The organism is Micromonospora marincola (assembly GCF_056150385.1).
Map to the genome: position 1 here is coordinate 61,653 of NZ_JAXCFT010000011.1, position 18,037 is coordinate 79,689.

Below are 18,037 nucleotides of genomic sequence, written 5' to 3' on the forward strand. Positions count from 1 at the left end.
CGCGTGAGCAGCCTGGAGTCGCTGCGGCAGTTGCTGCAGCAGTCGCACCACGCCCGCCCGGACGACCTGCCGGAGATGGCGATGCGGGCCGCGCACCTGCTTGACGCGCGCGTGCTGGTGATCTACCTGGTCGATCACCAGCAGCGGCTGCTGTTGCCGCTGCTGGGCGGCAGCGCGCCGGCCCGCGAGCCGATCGACGTCGACGGCACGCTCGCGGGGCGGGCCTTCAGCACGGCGTCGACATACGTCGGCGGCAGCGGTGCGGACGGCGTACGGGCCTGGGTGCCGGTGGTCGACGGCAACGAACGCATGGGCGTGCTGGAGGTCGTCGCCGACGAACCGTTGAGCGACGACAGCCTCGACGACTGCGGCGCGGTCGCGACGCTACTCGCCGAGCTGATCACCACGCGCAGTCTGTACAGCGACCGGATCGAGCTGGTCCGACGCCGGCAACCGATGCGGCTGGCGGCGGAGATGCTGCGCGCGCAACTGCCGCCGCTGACCTTCTCCACCGGGCATCTGATCATCAGCGGCATCCTCGAACCGTGCTACGACGTGGGCGGTGACGCGTTCGACTACGCGGTGAACGGCGACATCGCGCACCTGGCGCTCTTCGACGCCGCCGGCCACGGTTCCAGTGGTGGGATGCGCGCGGTGGTGCTCGTCTCGATCGCCCTGGCCGCCTACCGGAACGCCCGCCGGACCGGCCTGGACCTGACCGACACCTACCACCTCATCGACGACACGGTCCGCGCCCACGACAGGTACGGGATGATCACCGCGGTGCTTGCCGAACTCGACCAGCGCAGCGGCGTCCTGCGGGTCATCTCCGCGGGCCACCCGAGCGGAATCGTGCTGCGCGACGGCCGGGTCGCCAAGATCCTCCCCACCCCGACCGCCCTTCCGGTCACCCTCGGCGACCGCCGCCCGCCGGCGGTCGTCGAGGAGGCTCTTCAGCCCGGCGACCACGTGCTGCTCTACACCGACGGCATCATCGAGGCCCGCACCCCCGACGGCGAGGCGTTCGGGATGGAGCGGCTGGTGGAGTTCACCACCAAGGCCTTCGCCGACCGGCTGCCCCTGCCCGAGACCGCCCGCCGGCTCGTGCACGCCATCCTCGAACATCAGGACGACTGCCTACAGGACGACGCGACAGTGCTGCTCGCCGAGTGGCGCAGCCCGGCGCCCGACCGCTCGGACCTGGAACCGGTCACCTCAGCGGCACGTCACCCGTTGCTGACGGAGTCGTGAGCCGGGGCGGCCGTGCTGCTCCGCATCGTGAGCGTGGTCGCCAACTCGATCCCGGTGCTCGGCGTCCGCTCGCCGCGCCCGAGCGCGAGCGCCAGCTCGGTCGCCGCCACCGCCATCTGGGCCAGCGGCTGGTGGACCGTGGTCAACGGCGGATCGACCAGAGCGGCGATGGGCAGGTCGTCGAAGCCCACCACGCTCAGGTCAGCCGGGATCCGCAGCCCGAGCTGACGCGCGGCGTGGTAGACCCCCACCGCCTGGAGATCGTTGCTGGCGAAGATCGCCGTCGGGCGGTCGGCGCGGCCGAGCAGGCGCAGCGCGGCGACCCGGCCGCCCTCGACGGTCAGATCGGCCCGCTCCACCAGGTCGGCGCCGACCGGCAGCTCGGCCGCCTCCATCGCGGAGCGGTAGCCGTCGAGACGCGCGCGGCAGCACAGGATCCGGTCCCGGCCGACGATCATCGCGATCCGGCGGTGCCTAAGGTGGATCAGGTGCCGGGTGGCCGACCGGCCACCCGCCCAGTTCGTCGCTCCGACGAAGGGAACCCCGTCGGGCAGCTCGCCTGTGGGATCGAAGACGACGAAGGGGATGCCCCGGGCGCGCAACTGGTCGCGTTGCTCGCTCGACAACTGGGCGACCGAGATGACGCAGTCCGGGCGGCGGGCGAGCGTGTCGTCGATCCAGTACCGGACCGCGCTGCGCTCCGGGCCGAACTCGGTGAGCACGACGCCCACCCTGTTCTCGCGGGCGACCTGCTCCACGCCGCGGATGACCTCGACGCCCCACATGTGTTCCAACTGGTCGAAGACGAGCTCGACCAGGTTGCTGCGGGTGGACGCGGTCGGCCTGCGGTATCCGTACCGGTTGATCAGCGCCTCGACGCGGGCCCGCGTCTCCGACGCCACGCCGGAACGCCCGTTGATGACCTTCGAGACGGTCGGTACCGACACCCCGGCGGTCTCCGCGATGTAGGAGATCGTCACCGGCCGGCCGGGAGCGCCGCCCGCGTCGGCCCGCTCGGCGACCACCTCGTCCGACTCGGCGTGCGACAACCTGACTCCCCCCACGCCGGTCCCGACGGTTCGCGCCGCAAGGATATCGCCCTGTCCGGTCCCCGTGTCCGACCGCCGTCCGCGGTGCCGGAAAGTTTCTCGGCGAGGAGGCGGCCTCCCGGCTCGCGCGGCATCTCCGACGCGAACGGAGTAGCCGTGCGATGCATTGACGCTCGTCATGGAGGGGCGTAGCGTTCGGCCCGAAACTTTCCATCGTGTATGGAAAGTTTCCATGGCTTGCGGGAGCCGTGCAGCGTTCGGCGGAGGCAACGGGCAGCCTCCGCGAGAACCCACCCTGCGCGCGTCGCGCGCGTCTCCGCTCGCTTCCGACGTGGAGACCTCTGGCGCACCGCAACCCACGCGGCGCCCCGGGTCGGCGATCGACCCGCGGCGCGCCGCCCACAACGGCAAGAGAGAACGCGATGAGTCTGCAGAGCATACGAAGAACTCGCCTCCGTGTCGGCATGCTCGCCGGCGGCGTGGCAGCGGTGCTGACGGCGTCGATGATGATGCCCGTCGGCGCCCAGGCAGCCGCCGGCTGCCGGGTGGCGTACGCGGTGTCGTCGCAGTGGCCGGGCGGGTTCACCGCCGCGGTGGACGTGACGAACCTCGGCGACCCGGTCAACGGCTGGCGGCTGGCCTGGACGTTCCCGTCCGGCCAGCGGGTGACCCAGGCGTGGAACGCCACGGTCACCTCGTCGGGCAGCCAGGTCACCGCGACGAACGTCAGCTACAACGCCGCCATCGGCACGAACGCCACCGCGTCCTTCGGCTTCAACGGATCCTGGTCGGGCAGCAACACCGCGCCGGCCGCCTTCACCCTCAACGGCGTCGCCTGCACCGGCCCCGGCGGCACGCCGTCGTCGACGACGAGCCCGTCGTCGACGCCCTCCCCCACCCCGACGCCCACCACCTCGCCGTCGACGCCACCGACCACCCCGCCCCCGGCCGGCGACCCGATGGCCACGGTGGCCGCGATGCAACCCGGCTGGAACCTCGGCAACACGCTCGACGCCATCCCGGACGAAACCGCCTGGGGCAATCCCCTGACCACGCAGGCGCTCCTGCGACACGTACGGTCGCAGGGTTACCGCAGCATCCGGTTGCCGATCACGTGGAGCAACCACCACGGCCCGGCGCCCGACTACACCATCGACGCGACGTGGTTGAACCGCGTCCGCCAGATCGTCGACTGGTCCCTCGCCGAGGATCTCTACGTGATGGTCAACCTCCACCACGACTCCTGGCAGTGGCTCAACACCTATCCCGCCGACCGGACGGGCGTGACGAACCGCTACCGGGCGCTCTGGACGCAGCTCGCCACGACGTTCCGTGGCTACTCGTCGAAGCTGGTCTTCGAGAGCATCAACGAGCCGCAGTTCGCCGACATCACCGACGAGCAGGGTGACACCGCGACGCGCGAGCTCAACGCCGAGTTCGTCCGCCTCGTGCGCGCGACCGGCGGCAACAACGCCACCCGGCTGCTGGTCCTGCCCACCCTGCACACAAGCGGCGAGCAGGCCCGGCTGGACGCGCTGGCGGCCGGCATCAGCCAACTGCACGACCCGAACCTCGCCGCCACCGTGCACTTCTACGGGTGGTGGCCGTTCAGCGTGAACATCGCCGGCGGCACCCGCTACGACACCAATGTCGAGCAGGATCTCGTCGGCACGTTCGACCGGGTCCACGACACCTTCGTCGCCCACGGCATCCCGGTCATCATCGGCGAGTGGGCGTTGCTCGCCTGGGACCACACCCGACCCGGCATCATCGAACGGGGTGAGTTCCTGAAATACCTCGAAGCGGTCGGCTACCACGCCCGCACGCGGAACCTCACCACGATGCTGTGGGACGCCGGCCAGTTCCTGAACCGCGCCGAGCTGCGGTGGCGCGACCAGGGCGTGTACGACATGCTCAAGGCGAGCCTGACCACCCGCTCCGGCACCGCCTCCAGCGACCAGGTGTACGTGCCGCGCACCGGCACGATCACCGCCAAATCGCTTACGCTCAACCTCAACGGCCTGACGTTCCGCGGTCTCTGGCAGGGCGGCACGCAGTTGGCGAGCGGCGCCGACTACACCGTCTCCGGCACCACGGTCACGCTCACCTCGGCGGCGCTGACCCGCCTCGCCGGCAACCGGGCGTACGGCGTCAACTCCAGCATCGAGGCCCGCTTCTCCCAGGGCGTGCCCTGGCGGATCGACATCATCAGCTCCGAGCCGCCCACCCAGTCGGCCACCACCGGCACGACCAGCTCCTTCGCCATCCCCACCCAGTTCCGCGGCGACCAGCTCGCCACCATGGAGGCCACCTACGCCGACGGCAGCCCCGCCGGCCCGGCCAACTGGACGCCGTACAAGGAGTTCTGGGGGAACTTCCAACCCGACTACACCGCCGGCACCATCATCCTGAAGCCGGAGTTCTTCGCCGAGGTGAACGACGGCACGGTCACCCTCACCTTCCACTTCTGGAGCGGCACGAAGATCTCGTACCGCATCACCAAGGCCGGCACGTCGGTGACCGGCGCCGCCACCTGATGCCCGGCGGTGCCGCGGAATTGTCCCGCCGCGGCACCGCCGTCGCCGGCTTCGATCGCCGTCGACCCCACGGCATCGGGATCCCTGTATGCTTTGCCACGGCCGACCCACCAGCCGTGGCAGAGAAGCAGTGAGCGGACCAGCAGCGAGCAGCAAGTCAGTCGTTCTCGACGCGATCCGGGCGGCCGGCACGATCAGCCGGGTCGGCCTGATCAAGGCCACCGGCTTCACCGCGCCGACGATCTCCAACCTGGTCCGGAAGCTCATCGACGAGGGCCTGGTGGTCGAGACCGGGCACGCGAAGTCGACCGGGGGCAAGCGGCGGGTCCTGCTCCAGCTCGACCACACGTCCCGGTACGCCGTCGGCGTGCACCTGGACCACGGCGTCATCACGTACGCCCTGACCAACCTCGGCGGCGCCGTGGTGGCCCGGATCTCCCGGCCGGGCGCGGGCGCCGAGGAGCCGGCGGTCGTCGTCGCACGGATCGCCGCCGAGATCGCCACGCTTGTCGACGGCGTCGGCGTGGAACGGGCCCGGATCCTCGGCGTCGGCCTGGTGTTTCCGGGCCCGGTCGACGCCGCTCGGGGCATCGGCGGCCCACCGGACGTGGGCCTCGCCCCGGCCATGCGACAGTGGACCGGGTTTCCGCTGTCCTCGGCGCTGGGGCAGGTGACGGCGCTGCCTGTGGTGCTTGACAACGACTCGACCGCGGCGGCGCTCGGCGAGCACTGGACGGGCGGGTTCGGCGCCGCCACCTCGGCCGCCGCCCTCTACATGGGCACCGGCATCGGCGCCGGCCTGGTCATCGGCGGCGTCACCTACCGGGGGCCGAGCGGCAACGTCGGCGAGTTGGGGCACGTGTGCGTGTCCGCCGACGGCCCGCGGTGCTGGTGCGGCGCCCGGGGGTGCGTGGAGGCGGTGGCCGGGCCGGCCGCGGTGGTCGCCGCCGCACGATCGGACCCGGCGGCGGCCCGCGCGACGGGTCTCGCCGCCGCGGCCAGGCGGCCCTCGGTGGTCGCCGACTTCGCCGCGATCAGCCGCGCCGCGCGGCGGGGCGAGCCGCACGCGCTGGCGTTGCTGGAACGGTCCGCCCGGCACGTCGGCGCAGCCGCCCGGACCCTGGCGAACCTCATGGACCTCGAGGTGCTCGTGTTGACCGGGCCGAGCCTGGCCGCCGCCGGATCGGTGTATCTCCCCATCGTCCGGCACGAGCTGCGGACGTCCTTCTCCCGGGGCACGCACACCGTCGACGTACGCCTCTCCCGGTCCGCCGCCACGGCGTCGGCCGTCGGGGCCGCCGCCCTGGTCCTCGAATCCGAACTCGTCCCGTTGGGTTATGGTCCACGCCCGCCCGAGCGGGCCCGGCTCACCGAGTCGGCCGGCTGACGGAACCGGGAGGAGCGGAATGGACGACGTGTGGCAAACGAGCGCGGTGGGCCTGGTGCTCGCCCGACCGCCCCGCCTGCTCGGCGCCGAGCCGTTCTTCATGGAGTTCATCGCGGGCATCGAGGAACGCCTCGCCGAACACGGGCGATCGGTGCTGCTGCACGTCGTCGCGCACCACGCCGCCGAGGTCGACGCGTACCGCAGGTGGGCACGGCAGCGCCTGGTCGACGCGGTGGTGCTGGTGAACCCGTCGGTCGACGACACCCGGCCGGCGGTGCTGCGGGACCTCCGCCTGCCCGTCGTGGTGGCGGGTGAGCCGACCCCCGGCACCCCGGCGGTACGCCGGGACGACGTCGGATCGATGCGGGCGGCCCTGGCGCACCTGGTCGACCTCGGGCACCGCCGGATCGCCCGGGTCACCGGACCCGGCGCGCTCCTGCACACCCGCACCCGCACGGCCGCCATGCGCTCGGCCGCCGCGGTGGCCGCGGTCGACGTCGTCGTCGTGGAGGGCGACTACTCGGAGGAGTCCGGCGCGACGTTGACCACCAGGTTGATGGACGACCCCGAGCCACCCACCGCGATCATCTACGACAACGACCTGATGGCGGTGGCGGGCCTGCGCGCGGCGACCGAGTCGGGGCGTCAGGTCCCCCGCGACGTCAGCCTCATCGCCTGGGACGACTCCAGCCTCTGCCGCCTGGCCTCGCCGGCGCTCACCACGATGAGCCTGGACGTGCACACGTTCGGCGCGTTCGTGGGCCGGTCGGTGCTGCGGCTCGTCGACGGCGAGGCGGTGCCGGAACGGTGGTGCGACACCGAGACCGTGGTCGCCCGGGAGACGACCGCCGCACCCCGACAGGCACATCGACCAGCTTGACTTAATGAGGTTAATAAACAAAGCTCCGAGACGCGCTCCCATCGACGCTCCCCTCTAGCACTCAGGAGAGCATCAATGACACGTCGTCATGCCCTGCTGGCGTCGGCAGCCGCCGGCACGCTCGTGGCCGCCAGCCTGGTCGCGGTCACCCTGCCCGCCACGGCCGCGACCACCGGTTGCACGGTCGCCTACACCGTGCAGAGCCAGTGGACCGGCGGATTCACCGGCAACGTCGCCATCACCAACCTCGGCTCCGCGCTGACGAGCTGGACCCTGACGTTCGACTTCCCCAACGCCGCCCAGCGGGTCACCCAGGGCTGGAACGCCACCTGGTCCCAGTCCGGCGCGCGGGTGTCGGCGGCCAGCCTGAGCTGGAACGGCGCGCTTGCCACCGGCGGTTCCACCACCATCGGCTTCAACGGATCGTGGAGCGGCGCCAACCCCGTACCCTCCTCGTTCGCGCTCAACGGCACGACCTGCACCGGCTCGGCCAGCCCGTCCCCGACGACGCCCACCGGCCCACCGACCACGACACCGCCCACCACCACCCCGCCCACGACCACCCCGCCGACCACCACTCCCCCGACGACCACCCCACCCGGCGGGGCCGCGCCGAGCCTGCGCGTCTCCGGCAACCGGCTGCTGACGGCCGGCGGCGCCACCTACCGCCTGCTCGGCGTCAACCGGGCCAGCGGTGAGTTCGCCTGCGTACAGGGCAAGGGCATGTGGGACAGCGGCCCGGTCGACCAGGCGTCCGTCAACGCGATGAAGGCGTGGAACATCCGCGCGGTCCGGATCCCGCTCAACGAGGACTGCTGGCTGGGCCTCTCCGGCTCGCCGAGCGGCGCCACCTACCAGCAGGCGGTCAAGGACTACGTGAAGCTGCTCGTCGCCAACGGGATCAACCCGATCCTCGACCTGCACTGGACCCACGGCCAGTACACAGGCAACATCTCGGCCTGCTCCGACGTGAACGCCACCTGCCAGAAGCCGATGCCGAGCCGGCAGTACACGCCGCAGTTCTGGACCGGGGTGGCGAACGCGTTCAAAGGCAACGACGCGGTGCTGTTCGACCTGTTCAACGAGCCCTACCCGGACGCCGCCAACAACTGGTCGGACATGACCGCCGCCTGGAAGTGCCTGCGCGACGGCGGCACCTGCACCGGCATCACCTACCCGGTCGCCGGCATGCAGGAACTGGTCGACGCGGTACGCGCCACCGGCGCCACGAACGTGCTGCTGGTCCCCGGCCTGACCTGGACCAACGACCTGAGCCAGTGGCTGACCTGGAAGCCGACCGACCCGCGCGACAACATCGTGGCCTCGTGGCACTCGTACAACTTCAACGCCTGCGTCACCGAGACCTGCTGGGACAGCCAGATCGGCGCGGTGGCCGCGCAGGTGCCGGTGCACGCCGGTGAGATCGGCCAGGACACCTGCGCGCACGACTACATCGACAAGCTGATGACCTGGCTGGACCGCAACCGGCTGGGTTACACCGCGTGGACCTGGAACCCGTGGGGTTGCAGCGGCGGCAACGTGCTGATCGAGGACTACAACGGCACCCCGACCAAGAGCTACGGCGAGGGCTACCGCGCCCACCTGCTCACCGTGACGCCGTAGCAAGACCTCAACTGTGGGGTGTGGGTGCGGCGGAGCCGCGCCCACACCCCACAGCCGGTCAGGGCGTCCAGCGTACGTTCGGGTTCACCCGGCCGGACCAGTCGAAGACGGCCATGTTGTCCCACTGGTTCCCGGTGCCGTTGATGTTGGCCGGGTCCCAGCCGTTACCCCGCACGGCGTACCAGGTCGGCTCCCAGTAGAAGACACCGATGGCCCCGGCGTTGCGGGCCGTGTTCTGGACCCAGTCGAACTCCTGGGCCTGCCCGGCCCAGGTCGCGCCGATGCCGTCGCATGTCGCGTCGCCGATGGCGTTCGGCTCGCCGTCCGCGTCGGCCCGGGTGAAGGGGTACGCGGTCTCCACGATCACCACCGGCCTGCCGTAGCGACCGCGCAGGTCGACGATGTTGTTGTAGAGGTTGGCCAGGGTGCCGTGCCACATGCAGTAGTACGACAGCGCGGTGATGTCCCACTGCACGCCCTGGGCGCGGATGCCGTCGTAGAACCAGCGGGCGTTGGCGTTGCTGTCGGCGTCGGCGGTGTGGATCATCACCGGGATGCCGCCGCCGCACGCCTTGGTCGCGTTGTAGCCCTGCTTCAGCAGGCTCGCAAGCGGGGCGAAGTCGTTGTTGACGACCTTGCCCTCGTTCCACAGCATCCCGACGTTGATCTCGTTGCCGATCTGCACACTGTCCGGTGGGGTGCCCTGCCCGCTGAGGCTGGCGCAGACGTCGTAGGTGAAGTTGTACACGTCGGTACGGAGCTGGCTCAGGTTGTGGCCGGCCCAGGCGGCCGGCTTGTACTGCTTGCCGGGGTCGGCCCAGGTGTCCGAGTAGTGGAAGTCGACGAGCACCTTCAGGCCCTTCGCCCGGGCCGCCCTCGCCTGGGTCAACACCTTGCTCTTGTTGTTGTAGCCGCTGATCGGGCTGTTCCAGACGCGCAGTCGGACGTAGTTGACGCCGACGGACTTCAGGATGTCCAGCGGGTCACGGGCGACGCCGCCGGCGTCGTAGTACCTCGCGCCGAGATCCAGGCTGCGCTGCAACGAGGAGACGTCGGCGCCCCGCATGCTCAGCGTGTTCGCGGCGGAGACGGGCGCGGGTGTGCCACCGAGCGTGGCGCAGACGGCGAGGACGCCGGCCGTGACGGCCCCGATCAGGACTCTGGGGCGGCGGCGCGGAGGTGTGCTCACGGGACTCCTTCGTTCGGAAGCGCTCAGCCCACGACGCAGGGAGCGCCGTTGAGCGAGAAGGCGGTAGGCGGCACGTCGCTGGCGCTCCACCGCCCCTGGATACCGAAGGTCGTGGAGCCGTTCGGCGCGAGCACGCGGTTCCAGTCGACGTTTCGGGCGGTGACGGCGGCGCCGGTCTGTCCGACCGTGGCGTTCCACGCCGAGACGACCTGCTGGTCACCCGGGAAGCTGAAGGTGACGATCCAGCCGTCGATCGGCGCCGACCCGGTGTTCTCGATCGTCAGCGTGGCCACGAAACCGGTCCACCACTCGGACTGGTTCCGGTAGGTGACCCGGCAGGTCGAGGGCGGCGGGGGCGTCGGGGTGGACGTGGTCGGCAGGGAGACCGTGTTCGTCGCGATCGACACGTTGCCCGCCGCGTCCCGGGCCCGGACGTAGTACAGGTTCCGCAGCGGCGTCGACGGGGGCAGCGACGCCGTGTACGTCGTTCCCGGCACGGTGGCGATCAGCGTGGAGGTGTACCAGCCGTCGAACCGGTAGACGTTGTATCCGAGCACGCCGACGTTGTCCGTCGACGGCGACCAGGACAGCGTGCCGGTCGAGGCGGTCACCTCGCCGACGGTCAGGTTCTGCGGGGCGCTCGGCGGGGTGGTGTCCGGGCCGGTGTCCGTCACCGGGGTGACCACGGTGAGCGTGTCCGACGAGGCCGAGCGGTGTCCCAGGCTGTCCCGGGCGGCCACCCGGAACGAGTACTGCTGGCCCGGCCGAAGGTAGTTGCTGATCGTGGTGGTGGTGACGTTCCCGACGCTGGCGCTGTAGATGACGTCGTCGAACGCCTGGTAGTACGTGATGTCGTAGCCGACGACGGCGCAGCAGCCGGGCATGGAGGCCGTCCAGGTGAGGGTGACGGTTCCGGCCCGTACCTGGCTCGCGGTCAGGTTCGTCGGCACGGTCGGCGGGAACGGCGACGTGTTAGGCGTGCTCGGCGCCGTGGTCGGCGTCGACGGCGGGGGTCCGGTCGGATCCGCGACGGACACCGCGGCCCCGCCGGGCGCCGGGGCGACCCCGGGGTACGCGGTGGACGCCACGGTGCCGGCGGAGGCCGTCGGCACGACGCCCAGGGCGGTGGCGAGCACCGCAGTCGACAGCACGACGGCGGCCAGCGGGCCCGGCCGCAGGCGACGGAACAGTGTGGACGGGGAGACGCCTGTCATACCTCGACGATGCCGGCAGGATATCGATGATCGCCAACGTGTCTCACGCCTCGGTCAGCACGGCGGCTCGACCGTCGAGCAGCGCTGCGGGATTGTTCATCGGGGCGACACGGCTGAAGAACATCCAGGCAGTTGGATACCGCTGTGCAGAAAACACGGATCGCGATATCCATCCTGCTCGCCACGGTGATGGTGGTGGCCGTCGGCGCCGCGCCCGCACGGGCCGCCACCGACCTCACGCTCACCCTCCGGGCGTCCGACATGGGCCTGGACCCGGCGGTCATCCGCCAGGTCGTGCCGCAGATCCAGGCGGAGATCCGCCAGGACGGCGGGCTCGGCGCGTCGATCAAGCAGGACCTGCGGGACCATCCGCCCGGCGGGGTAGCCACCCTCGACATCTCCTCGGTGCCGGACTTCGACGGCGCGCTGACCCTGACCCCGGACGGGGCCGGGATGACGATCACGGTGCCGGCGGCGGAGGTGCAGTCCTCGTCGTGGTGGAGCCAACTCGTCGCGCTGACGGTCGGCGCCCTCGCCGGCTACGGGCTACGGATCCTGTGCATCGGATGGCTTACGGCCTCCGGGGTGGGCGCGGCGACCGTGCCGCTGATCTGCACCCCGATGCAGGGGGCCGTGACCGGTTTCGTCAGCGGCCTGATCGCGCACGCCTTCGCGGGCGACCTGGCGACAAGCGGGGCGTGGGTGGACATCATCATCCGCACGATCGTCGGCCTGGCCGTCGGCTTCGTCTGGGAGAAGTGGGCGTCGGGCTTCGCGAAGAACTATCTGCCGGGCGCGCTGAAGAACATCGGCCAGTGGATCCTCACCAAGGTCCCCGCGCTCCAGGCGGTCTTCGGCGCGCCGACCGCGGTCGCGACCGAGGAGGCCGCCGAGCTGGCGATCGAGCTGGAGGAGCAGCTCGCCTGGGAGATGCGCGGCTGGAACGTCGAAGGTCGGCCGCTTCCGGACATGCTGCCGCCGCCCACCCCGGGGCGGCTGTTCGTCCGGGGTGCCGACCCGAGCGTGATCCGGGTCGGCGACACCTACCATTCGGTGGAGTCCGGTGGCGACGGCCTCTACACGAGGTCGGCGCCGAGCCTGGCCGGGCTGGGCGACGTGCCGCCCCACAGGATCTGGAGCAACCCCGGCCTGGCCGAGCTGTGGGCGCCGCAACTCGTCGCCATCGGTGGCCGCTACTACGTCTACTTCTCCGCCGGGGCGGGCGCCGCCCACCGGATGTACGCCATCAGCTCGTCCTCGCCCACAAGCGGCTACGGCACCCACCAGAAGCTGAACCTGCCCGACGACAGGTGGGCGATCGACGGGGCGCCGTTCACCTTCGACAACCAACTGTGGTTCGTGTGGTCGGGCTGGGAGGGCACCGCGAACATCGAGCAGAACCTCTACCTCGCCCGGATGACCAACCCCACCACGCCGGCCGGGCCGCGGTACCGGATCTCGCAACCGCGGGAGTCGTGGGAACGGGTCGTCGGCGAGCCCTTCGTCAACGAGGCGCCGGAGCCGATCGTCGACCCGAACGGGCAGTTGCACATCGCGTACTCGGCCAACGGCTCGTGGAGCGAGCAGTACTGCCTCGGTGACCTGCGGCTGCGCAAGGGCGGCGACCCGACGTACGTGTGGGACTGGTACAAGTCGAACGGCTGCGTGCTCGGCTCGAACGCGGCGACCATGATGTCCGGGTACCGTGCCGTGCGCAACGTCAACGGGCCCGGCCACCACAGCTTCGCGCTGCCCGGCGGCGACGCGCGCAACGGGGCGCCGGCCGGGTCGAGGGGCCGGTTCCTCTATCACGGCGTGCCGGAGGGCATGACCTACAAGTGGGACAACCGGGTCTGGTACGAAGGCGCCTTCACCTGGTGGAACGCCATCCCGTACGCCCGACGGAACGTGCCGGGAGCCAATGTCGACACCGGCTACAGCTTCGGGATGACCGAGGATCCGGACGGCCCGTTGCCGGCGCCGCCGCCGGTGACGACGCCGGCGCCGGGCAACGTGGACCTGCGCGTGCTTCCACTTGGTGACTCCATCACCTTCGGGGTCGGTGGAACCCCGGCCGGGACCGGTTACCGGGCCCGCCTGTGGGACCAACTGGCGGCCAAGCCCGGTGCGCTGGACTTCGTCGGGTCGGTGGACTCCGGACAACTGCCCGACACCGACCACGAAGGGCACCCGAGGTGGCGGATCAGCCAGATCGACGAGCTCGTCGGCGACTGCACGGTGCGCCGCTACCGGCCCAACGTGGTAACCCTGCACATCGGCACCAACGACATGGCCTACGGCGACGACCTCGCCGCGGCGCCGGCGCGGCTGAAGGCGCTCATCGAACACATCCTCCGGCTGGCTCCGGAGACCACCGTGCTGGTGGCCACGCTCGTGCCGTCGTCGACGAGCGTGACCAACAGCCGGATCCAGCAGTACAACGCCCGCATCCCCGGCATCGTCGACGAACTGCGCGACGAAGGACGGTCGGTACGGCTGGTAAGCATGAACGCGGTGACCACCGCGGACCTGACCGACTCGTTGCACCCGAACAACACCGGCTACCGCAAGATGGCTGACGCGTTCGGCCGGGCCGTCACCGACGCCCTGGCCGAAGGGCTCATCCGGCCCCCGGTCGCCGGCGACTCCGCCCCGTGCGGCAGCCCGGCCGGCAACCCGCCCGAAGGGCCCCGCCCGGCCGGCTGGAACTGGGTCGGTGAGATCGCCGCCGGTACCGGCCCCCGCGAGCAGGTCCGCTTCGCCGACCTCAACGGCGACGGCCGCGACGACTACCTGCTCGTCGGCGACCAGGGACAGGTCCGGTTGTGGCTGAACCGGCGTAGCGGTGACGGCTTCGGCTGGCAGTTCCGGGGCGAGGTCGCCGCGGGCGCCGGCCCCCGCGAGCAGGTCCGGTTCGCCGACCTCGACGGCGACGGCCGCGACGACTACCTGCTCGTCGGCGATCAGGGCCAGGTGCAGGCGTGGCTCAACACCGGCACCGGCGACGCGGTGTCCTGGACGGCCATGGGTACGGTCGCCCCCGGGGTCGGCGGCACCCGCGACCAGGTCCGCTTCGCCGACATCGACGTGGACGGCCGCGCGGACTACCTCGTCGTCGGTGAGCAGGGCCAGGTGCGGGCCTGGCTGAACGCGTACGGCGCAGGCGGCTGGGGGTGGAGTTACCAGGGCGAGGTCGCCTCCGGAGTGAACTCGACCCGGGACCGCGTCCGGTTCGCCGACCTCGACGGCGACGGCCGCGACGACTACCTGACGGTGAGCGACCAGGCGCAGGTCCGTGGCTGGCTGAACAACGTCGGCGGCGAACGGCCGTGGATCTATCAGGGAGACGTCGCCGGCGGTGTCGGCGCGACAAGCGCCGAACTCGTCCTGGCCGACGTCAACGGCGACGGCCGCGCCGACTACCTCGTCGTCGGCGAGCAGGGGCAGGTCCGAGCCTGGCTCAACGACAGGTACGGCCGCCCGGACCCGTGGGACTGGCAGGGCCTGATCGCGACAAGCGGCGTCGGCCGGGAGCAGGTACGCCTGGCCGACCTCAACGGGGACGGCCGCGACGACTACCTCGCGGTGGGCGCGCAGGGCCAGGTTCGGGCCTGGCTCAACGTACGCGACGGTGACCGGGTCGGCTGGGACTGGCGGAACGAGGTCGCCGCCGGCGCCGGCCCGCGCGAGCAGGTACGGTTCGCCGACCTCAACGGCGACGGCCGCGACGACTACCTGCTCGTCGGCGACCAGGGGCAGGTCCGGTTGTGGCTCAACACGGGCACCGGCGACAACGTGGCCTGGACCTCGGCGGGTCAGGTCGCCACCGGCGCCGGCGCCCGCGACCGGGTGCGGTTCGCCGACCTCGACGGCGACGGCCGCGACGACTACCTGGTCCTCGGCGACCTCGGCCAGGTCCAGGGCTGGCTGAACACCGGCACCGGCAACGCCGTGGCCTGGACGGCACAGGGCGAGGTGGCCGCCGGCGTCGGCGCGGCCGGAGACACCGTCACCTTCGCCGACCTCGACGGCGACCGCCGCGACGACTACCTCGTCATCGGTGCGTACGGGCAGATCCGCGCCTGGGTCAACAACCGGGGTGGACCCGGCTCGGCCTGGCTGTCGCTCGGCGAGGTCGCCTCGGGGGCCGGCTACCCGGGTAGCCGGGTGGAACTCGCCGAGATCAACGGCGACCGCCGGGCCGACTACCTCGTCCTCGACGATCAGGGCGGCGTTCGAGCCTGGTTCAACAACGGTGCGGCCGGCGGGCCCGCGCCCGGCAACCCGACACCGCTGCCGGGCGAACCGAGCCCGCCGATCCCCGGCGACGGTACGGACCCGCCGCTCTGCGTCGCCAACCGCTGTTCCTGACCGACCACGTCGTCGGGGCGGGCACGGAGAAGACCCGTGCCCGCCCCGGGACTCAGCAGCCGAGCCGCTTGCTGGAGAGGGCGATGTCGTCGATCCACAGGTCGAACGCGCCGGGCGTCGTGCCGCCCTGGTAGAGCTGCCAGCCGATCTTCACCGTGTCGACGGTCGGCAGGACGAAGGGCACATCGTTGCCGCCGTGCTCGGTCGTGGAGGCGGTCAGCTCCGGGTTCGCGACGCCGTCGATCCACACCGTGACGCGGTTGTCCGCCGCGTCGAACTTCCACTCGACGCACTGCCAGGTGTCCTCGGTGACCGGGGCGGACTCCCGCCAGTTGGTCCAGTCGCCGGTCGGGCCCCCGTCGGCGCCGACCCCCCAGAAGGTTCCGGGGACGGTGGGCGCGTACTGGCCACCGATCGGACGGACGACCTCCGCGCTGCCGGCGCCGGTCGCCTCCACGAGCGTGAAGTGCGCCCAGTCCGGGGCGGTGGGGAAGGCGTCGACGCGCAGACGCATCCGGCCGTAGAAGCGGTTACCCGGCGCGGCGAGGTCGTCGACCCGCAGGAAGGCGCGTCCGTTGTCGACCGTGTGGACGTGCAGCACCTGGTTGCCGTGGCGGGCACGCTCGACGGTGAGCGTGCCGTGACGGGTGTCGACGCCCCACTTCAGCGTGCTGGGCCCGCCGGCCGGCAGTCGCTCGAAGTCCTCACAGAAGAGCACGCCCCGGGGGCAGGAGCGCGGGGAGGCACCTGACGCGCCGGCCGGAACGCTGCCGGCCGCGGTGCCGAGGAGCAGGGCGGCGCTTAACACCGCGAGGAAACTACGCATGTCATCCTCCATGAGTTGACGGCCGGTCGCGCACCCGGGCCCGGAGCCGGTGGCTCCGGGCCCGGTCCGCGTCCCGGCGCGGGGCGCCGGCGCGTGTCGACGGTCAGGGGCTGGTGCAGGAGAGGTTGCCTGGTGCCGCGTTGCTGCTGCCGTTGACCAGGAAGCCGAAGGTGGTCGAGGCGTTCCCGCCGAGGGAACCGTTGTAGTCCGCGTTGCGGACACTCACCGTCCCGCTGGTGCCGGTGTTGATGCCGTTCCAGACGTTGGCGAGGGTCTGCCCACCGGCGAGCGTCAGCCGTACGGTCCAGCCGCTGAGGGTGGCGGAACCGTTGTTGGCCACGGTGACCTCGCCCTGGAAGCCACCGCCCCAGCTGTTGACCATCCGGTAGGTCGCGGTGCAGGCGCCCGGCGGCGTGCTGGTCGGGGTGCTCGTGGGCGGAGTGCTCGTCGGCGGGGTGCTGGTCGGGGGCGTGCTCGTCGGCGGGGCGGTGGTCGGCGGGGGCGTGCTCGTGCCCGGCACCGTGGTGGAGGCGCCGTTCAGCGCGCCGAGGACTGCCGTGTAGGCCGCCTTGGGGTTGCTGTTGCGGTCGAACAGCAGCGGGTTCTCGCTGCCGCGCCACGAGTCGCTGTCGCGGATGCCCCACGTGGTGATGCCGACGCAGCGGGGGACGCTCGCGCAGGCCTGGGCCATGCCCTGGTATTGGCTGGTCGAGGCGTTCGTGACGTCGGCCTCGGTCAACGCCACGTCGACGTCGAGGGCGGCGAAGCTCGACAGCGTCTGCTGGAAGTTGCCCGGCAGCGAGCTGCCGCCGGTGAAGTGGGTCTGCAGACCGACGCAGTCGATCGGGACGCCACGGGCCTTGAAGTCCTTGATCATGTTGTAGACGCCCTGCGTCTTGCCGTACGTCCAGTTCTCGATGTTGTAGTCGTTGTAGCAGAGCTTCACGCTCGGGTCGGCGGCGCGCGCGGTCCGGAACGCCACCTCGATCCAGTCGTTCCCGGTGGACTGCAGGTTCGACGACCGCCGGCTGCCGTTCTCGGCGAACGCCTCGTTCACCACGTCCCAGTAGGCCAACTTGCCCTTGTAGTGGGCCATCACGCCGTTGATGTGGTTGATCATCGCGGTCCGCAGGGCGCTGCCGCTGAGACTGCCCCAGAACCTCGGCTGCTGCGCGTGCCACGCAAGCGTGTGACCACGGACCCGCATGCCGTGCTGGACGGCCCAGTTGTAGATCGCGTCACCGGCGCGGAAGTCGAACTGGCCCTGGTTGGGCTCGGTCGCGTCGGGCTTCATCTCGTTGACGGCCGTCATCATGTCGAACTCGCGGTTGGCGATGGTCAGGAAGCCCGAGTCGTTGAGCCGGTCTCCCCCCATGGCGGCCCCGAAGTACCTGCCGCTGCGTTCGGCGGCGGCCTTCAGCGTGGTCCCGGGCGGTCCGCTGAGATCGGCGCTGGCGAAGGTCGCCACGGCCATCGAGGACACGGTGATCGCCAGGGCGCAGGCCCCGCCCAGAAGCAGCCTGGTGGCGCCCCTGGTGCGGCGTTTCGGTCGAGCGGGTACGTCGTTCATCTGTGCTTTCTCCTCGGTGTGCTGTCCGGTCCGCTACCGCTGGACCAGCAGGCCGCAGGGGACGCCGAGCCGGCGTCAGCCGGGCGCGCCCGAATCGGTGGCCACCGGCCGGCTACCCGGTCCGTCCGGTGGATGGCGAG

General features: G+C 71.3%; 11 protein-coding genes. 6 read left to right on the plus strand and 5 right to left on the minus strand.

The features are described 5' to 3' along the window. The first annotated feature begins 3 nt into the window (after positions 1-3). Positions 4-1,251, plus strand: a complete 1,248-nt coding sequence (locus SM450_RS21915) for a PP2C family protein-serine/threonine phosphatase (RefSeq protein ID WP_474621625.1) — start codon at positions 4-6, stop codon at positions 1,249-1,251. Here the strand turns inward: SM450_RS21915 and SM450_RS21920 are convergent. Further along, positions 1,227-2,300 carry a LacI family DNA-binding transcriptional regulator gene (locus SM450_RS21920; protein WP_474621626.1) on the minus strand — a complete coding sequence of 358 codons (1,074 nt, stop codon included), beginning with the start codon at positions 2,298-2,300 and terminating at the stop codon, positions 1,227-1,229. The genes SM450_RS21915 and SM450_RS21920 overlap by 25 nt on opposite strands. A 479-nt stretch (positions 2,301-2,779) precedes the next feature. Here SM450_RS21920 and SM450_RS21925 point away from each other — a divergent pair, with 479 nt between their 5' ends. The 4 genes from SM450_RS21925 to SM450_RS21940 all read left to right on the plus strand — a co-directional run bounded on the left by SM450_RS21925 (position 2,780) and on the right by SM450_RS21940 (position 8,727). Beyond that, entirely contained in the window at positions 2,780-4,837 is a 2,058-nt protein-coding gene (locus SM450_RS21925) for a cellulase family glycosylhydrolase (RefSeq protein WP_474621627.1), read from the plus strand. 130 nt (positions 4,838-4,967) lie between these two features. Further along, positions 4,968-6,224, plus strand: a complete 1,257-nt coding sequence (locus tag SM450_RS21930) for an ROK family transcriptional regulator (protein ID WP_474621628.1) — start codon at positions 4,968-4,970, stop codon at positions 6,222-6,224. 19 nt (positions 6,225-6,243) lie between these two features. Further along, positions 6,244-7,104, plus strand: a complete 861-nt coding sequence (locus SM450_RS21935) for a LacI family DNA-binding transcriptional regulator (RefSeq protein WP_474621629.1) — start codon at positions 6,244-6,246, stop codon at positions 7,102-7,104. A gap of 75 nt (positions 7,105-7,179) precedes the next feature. Further along, positions 7,180-8,727 carry a cellulase family glycosylhydrolase gene (locus SM450_RS21940; RefSeq protein WP_474621630.1) on the plus strand — a complete coding sequence of 516 codons (1,548 nt, stop codon included), beginning with the start codon at positions 7,180-7,182 and terminating at the stop codon, positions 8,725-8,727. A 58-nt stretch (positions 8,728-8,785) separates the two neighbouring features. On the opposite strand, the gene SM450_RS21945 is transcribed toward SM450_RS21940, so the two are convergent. Together SM450_RS21945 and SM450_RS21950 are read right to left on the minus strand one after the other, a co-directional pair. After that, complete coding sequence (locus SM450_RS21945; protein WP_474621631.1) at positions 8,786-9,916, minus strand: glycoside hydrolase family 53 protein; 1,131 nt, start codon at positions 9,914-9,916, stop codon at positions 8,786-8,788. 23 nt (positions 9,917-9,939) lie between these two features. Further along, positions 9,940-11,130 (minus strand): cellulose binding domain-containing protein, encoded by a 1,191-nt coding sequence (locus tag SM450_RS21950; RefSeq protein WP_474621632.1) that lies wholly within the window; start codon positions 11,128-11,130, stop codon positions 9,940-9,942. A 144-nt stretch (positions 11,131-11,274) separates the two neighbouring features. Here SM450_RS21950 and SM450_RS21955 point away from each other — a divergent pair, with 144 nt between their 5' ends. Next, positions 11,275-15,501, plus strand: a complete 4,227-nt coding sequence (locus SM450_RS21955) for an FG-GAP-like repeat-containing protein (protein WP_474621633.1) — start codon at positions 11,275-11,277, stop codon at positions 15,499-15,501. 52 nt (positions 15,502-15,553) lie between these two features. On the opposite strand, the gene SM450_RS21960 is transcribed toward SM450_RS21955, so the two are convergent. Both SM450_RS21960 and SM450_RS21965 read right to left on the minus strand, forming a co-directional pair. Beyond that, positions 15,554-16,327 (minus strand): hypothetical protein, encoded by a 774-nt coding sequence (locus tag SM450_RS21960; RefSeq protein WP_474621634.1) that lies wholly within the window; start codon positions 16,325-16,327, stop codon positions 15,554-15,556. Positions 16,328-16,430: 103 nt separating this feature from the next. After that, on the minus strand, positions 16,431-17,897 hold the full coding sequence (locus tag SM450_RS21965; protein WP_474621635.1) for an endo-1,4-beta-xylanase: 1,467 nt from the start codon (positions 17,895-17,897) through the stop codon (positions 16,431-16,433). Positions 17,898-18,037: the final 140 nt, after the last annotated feature.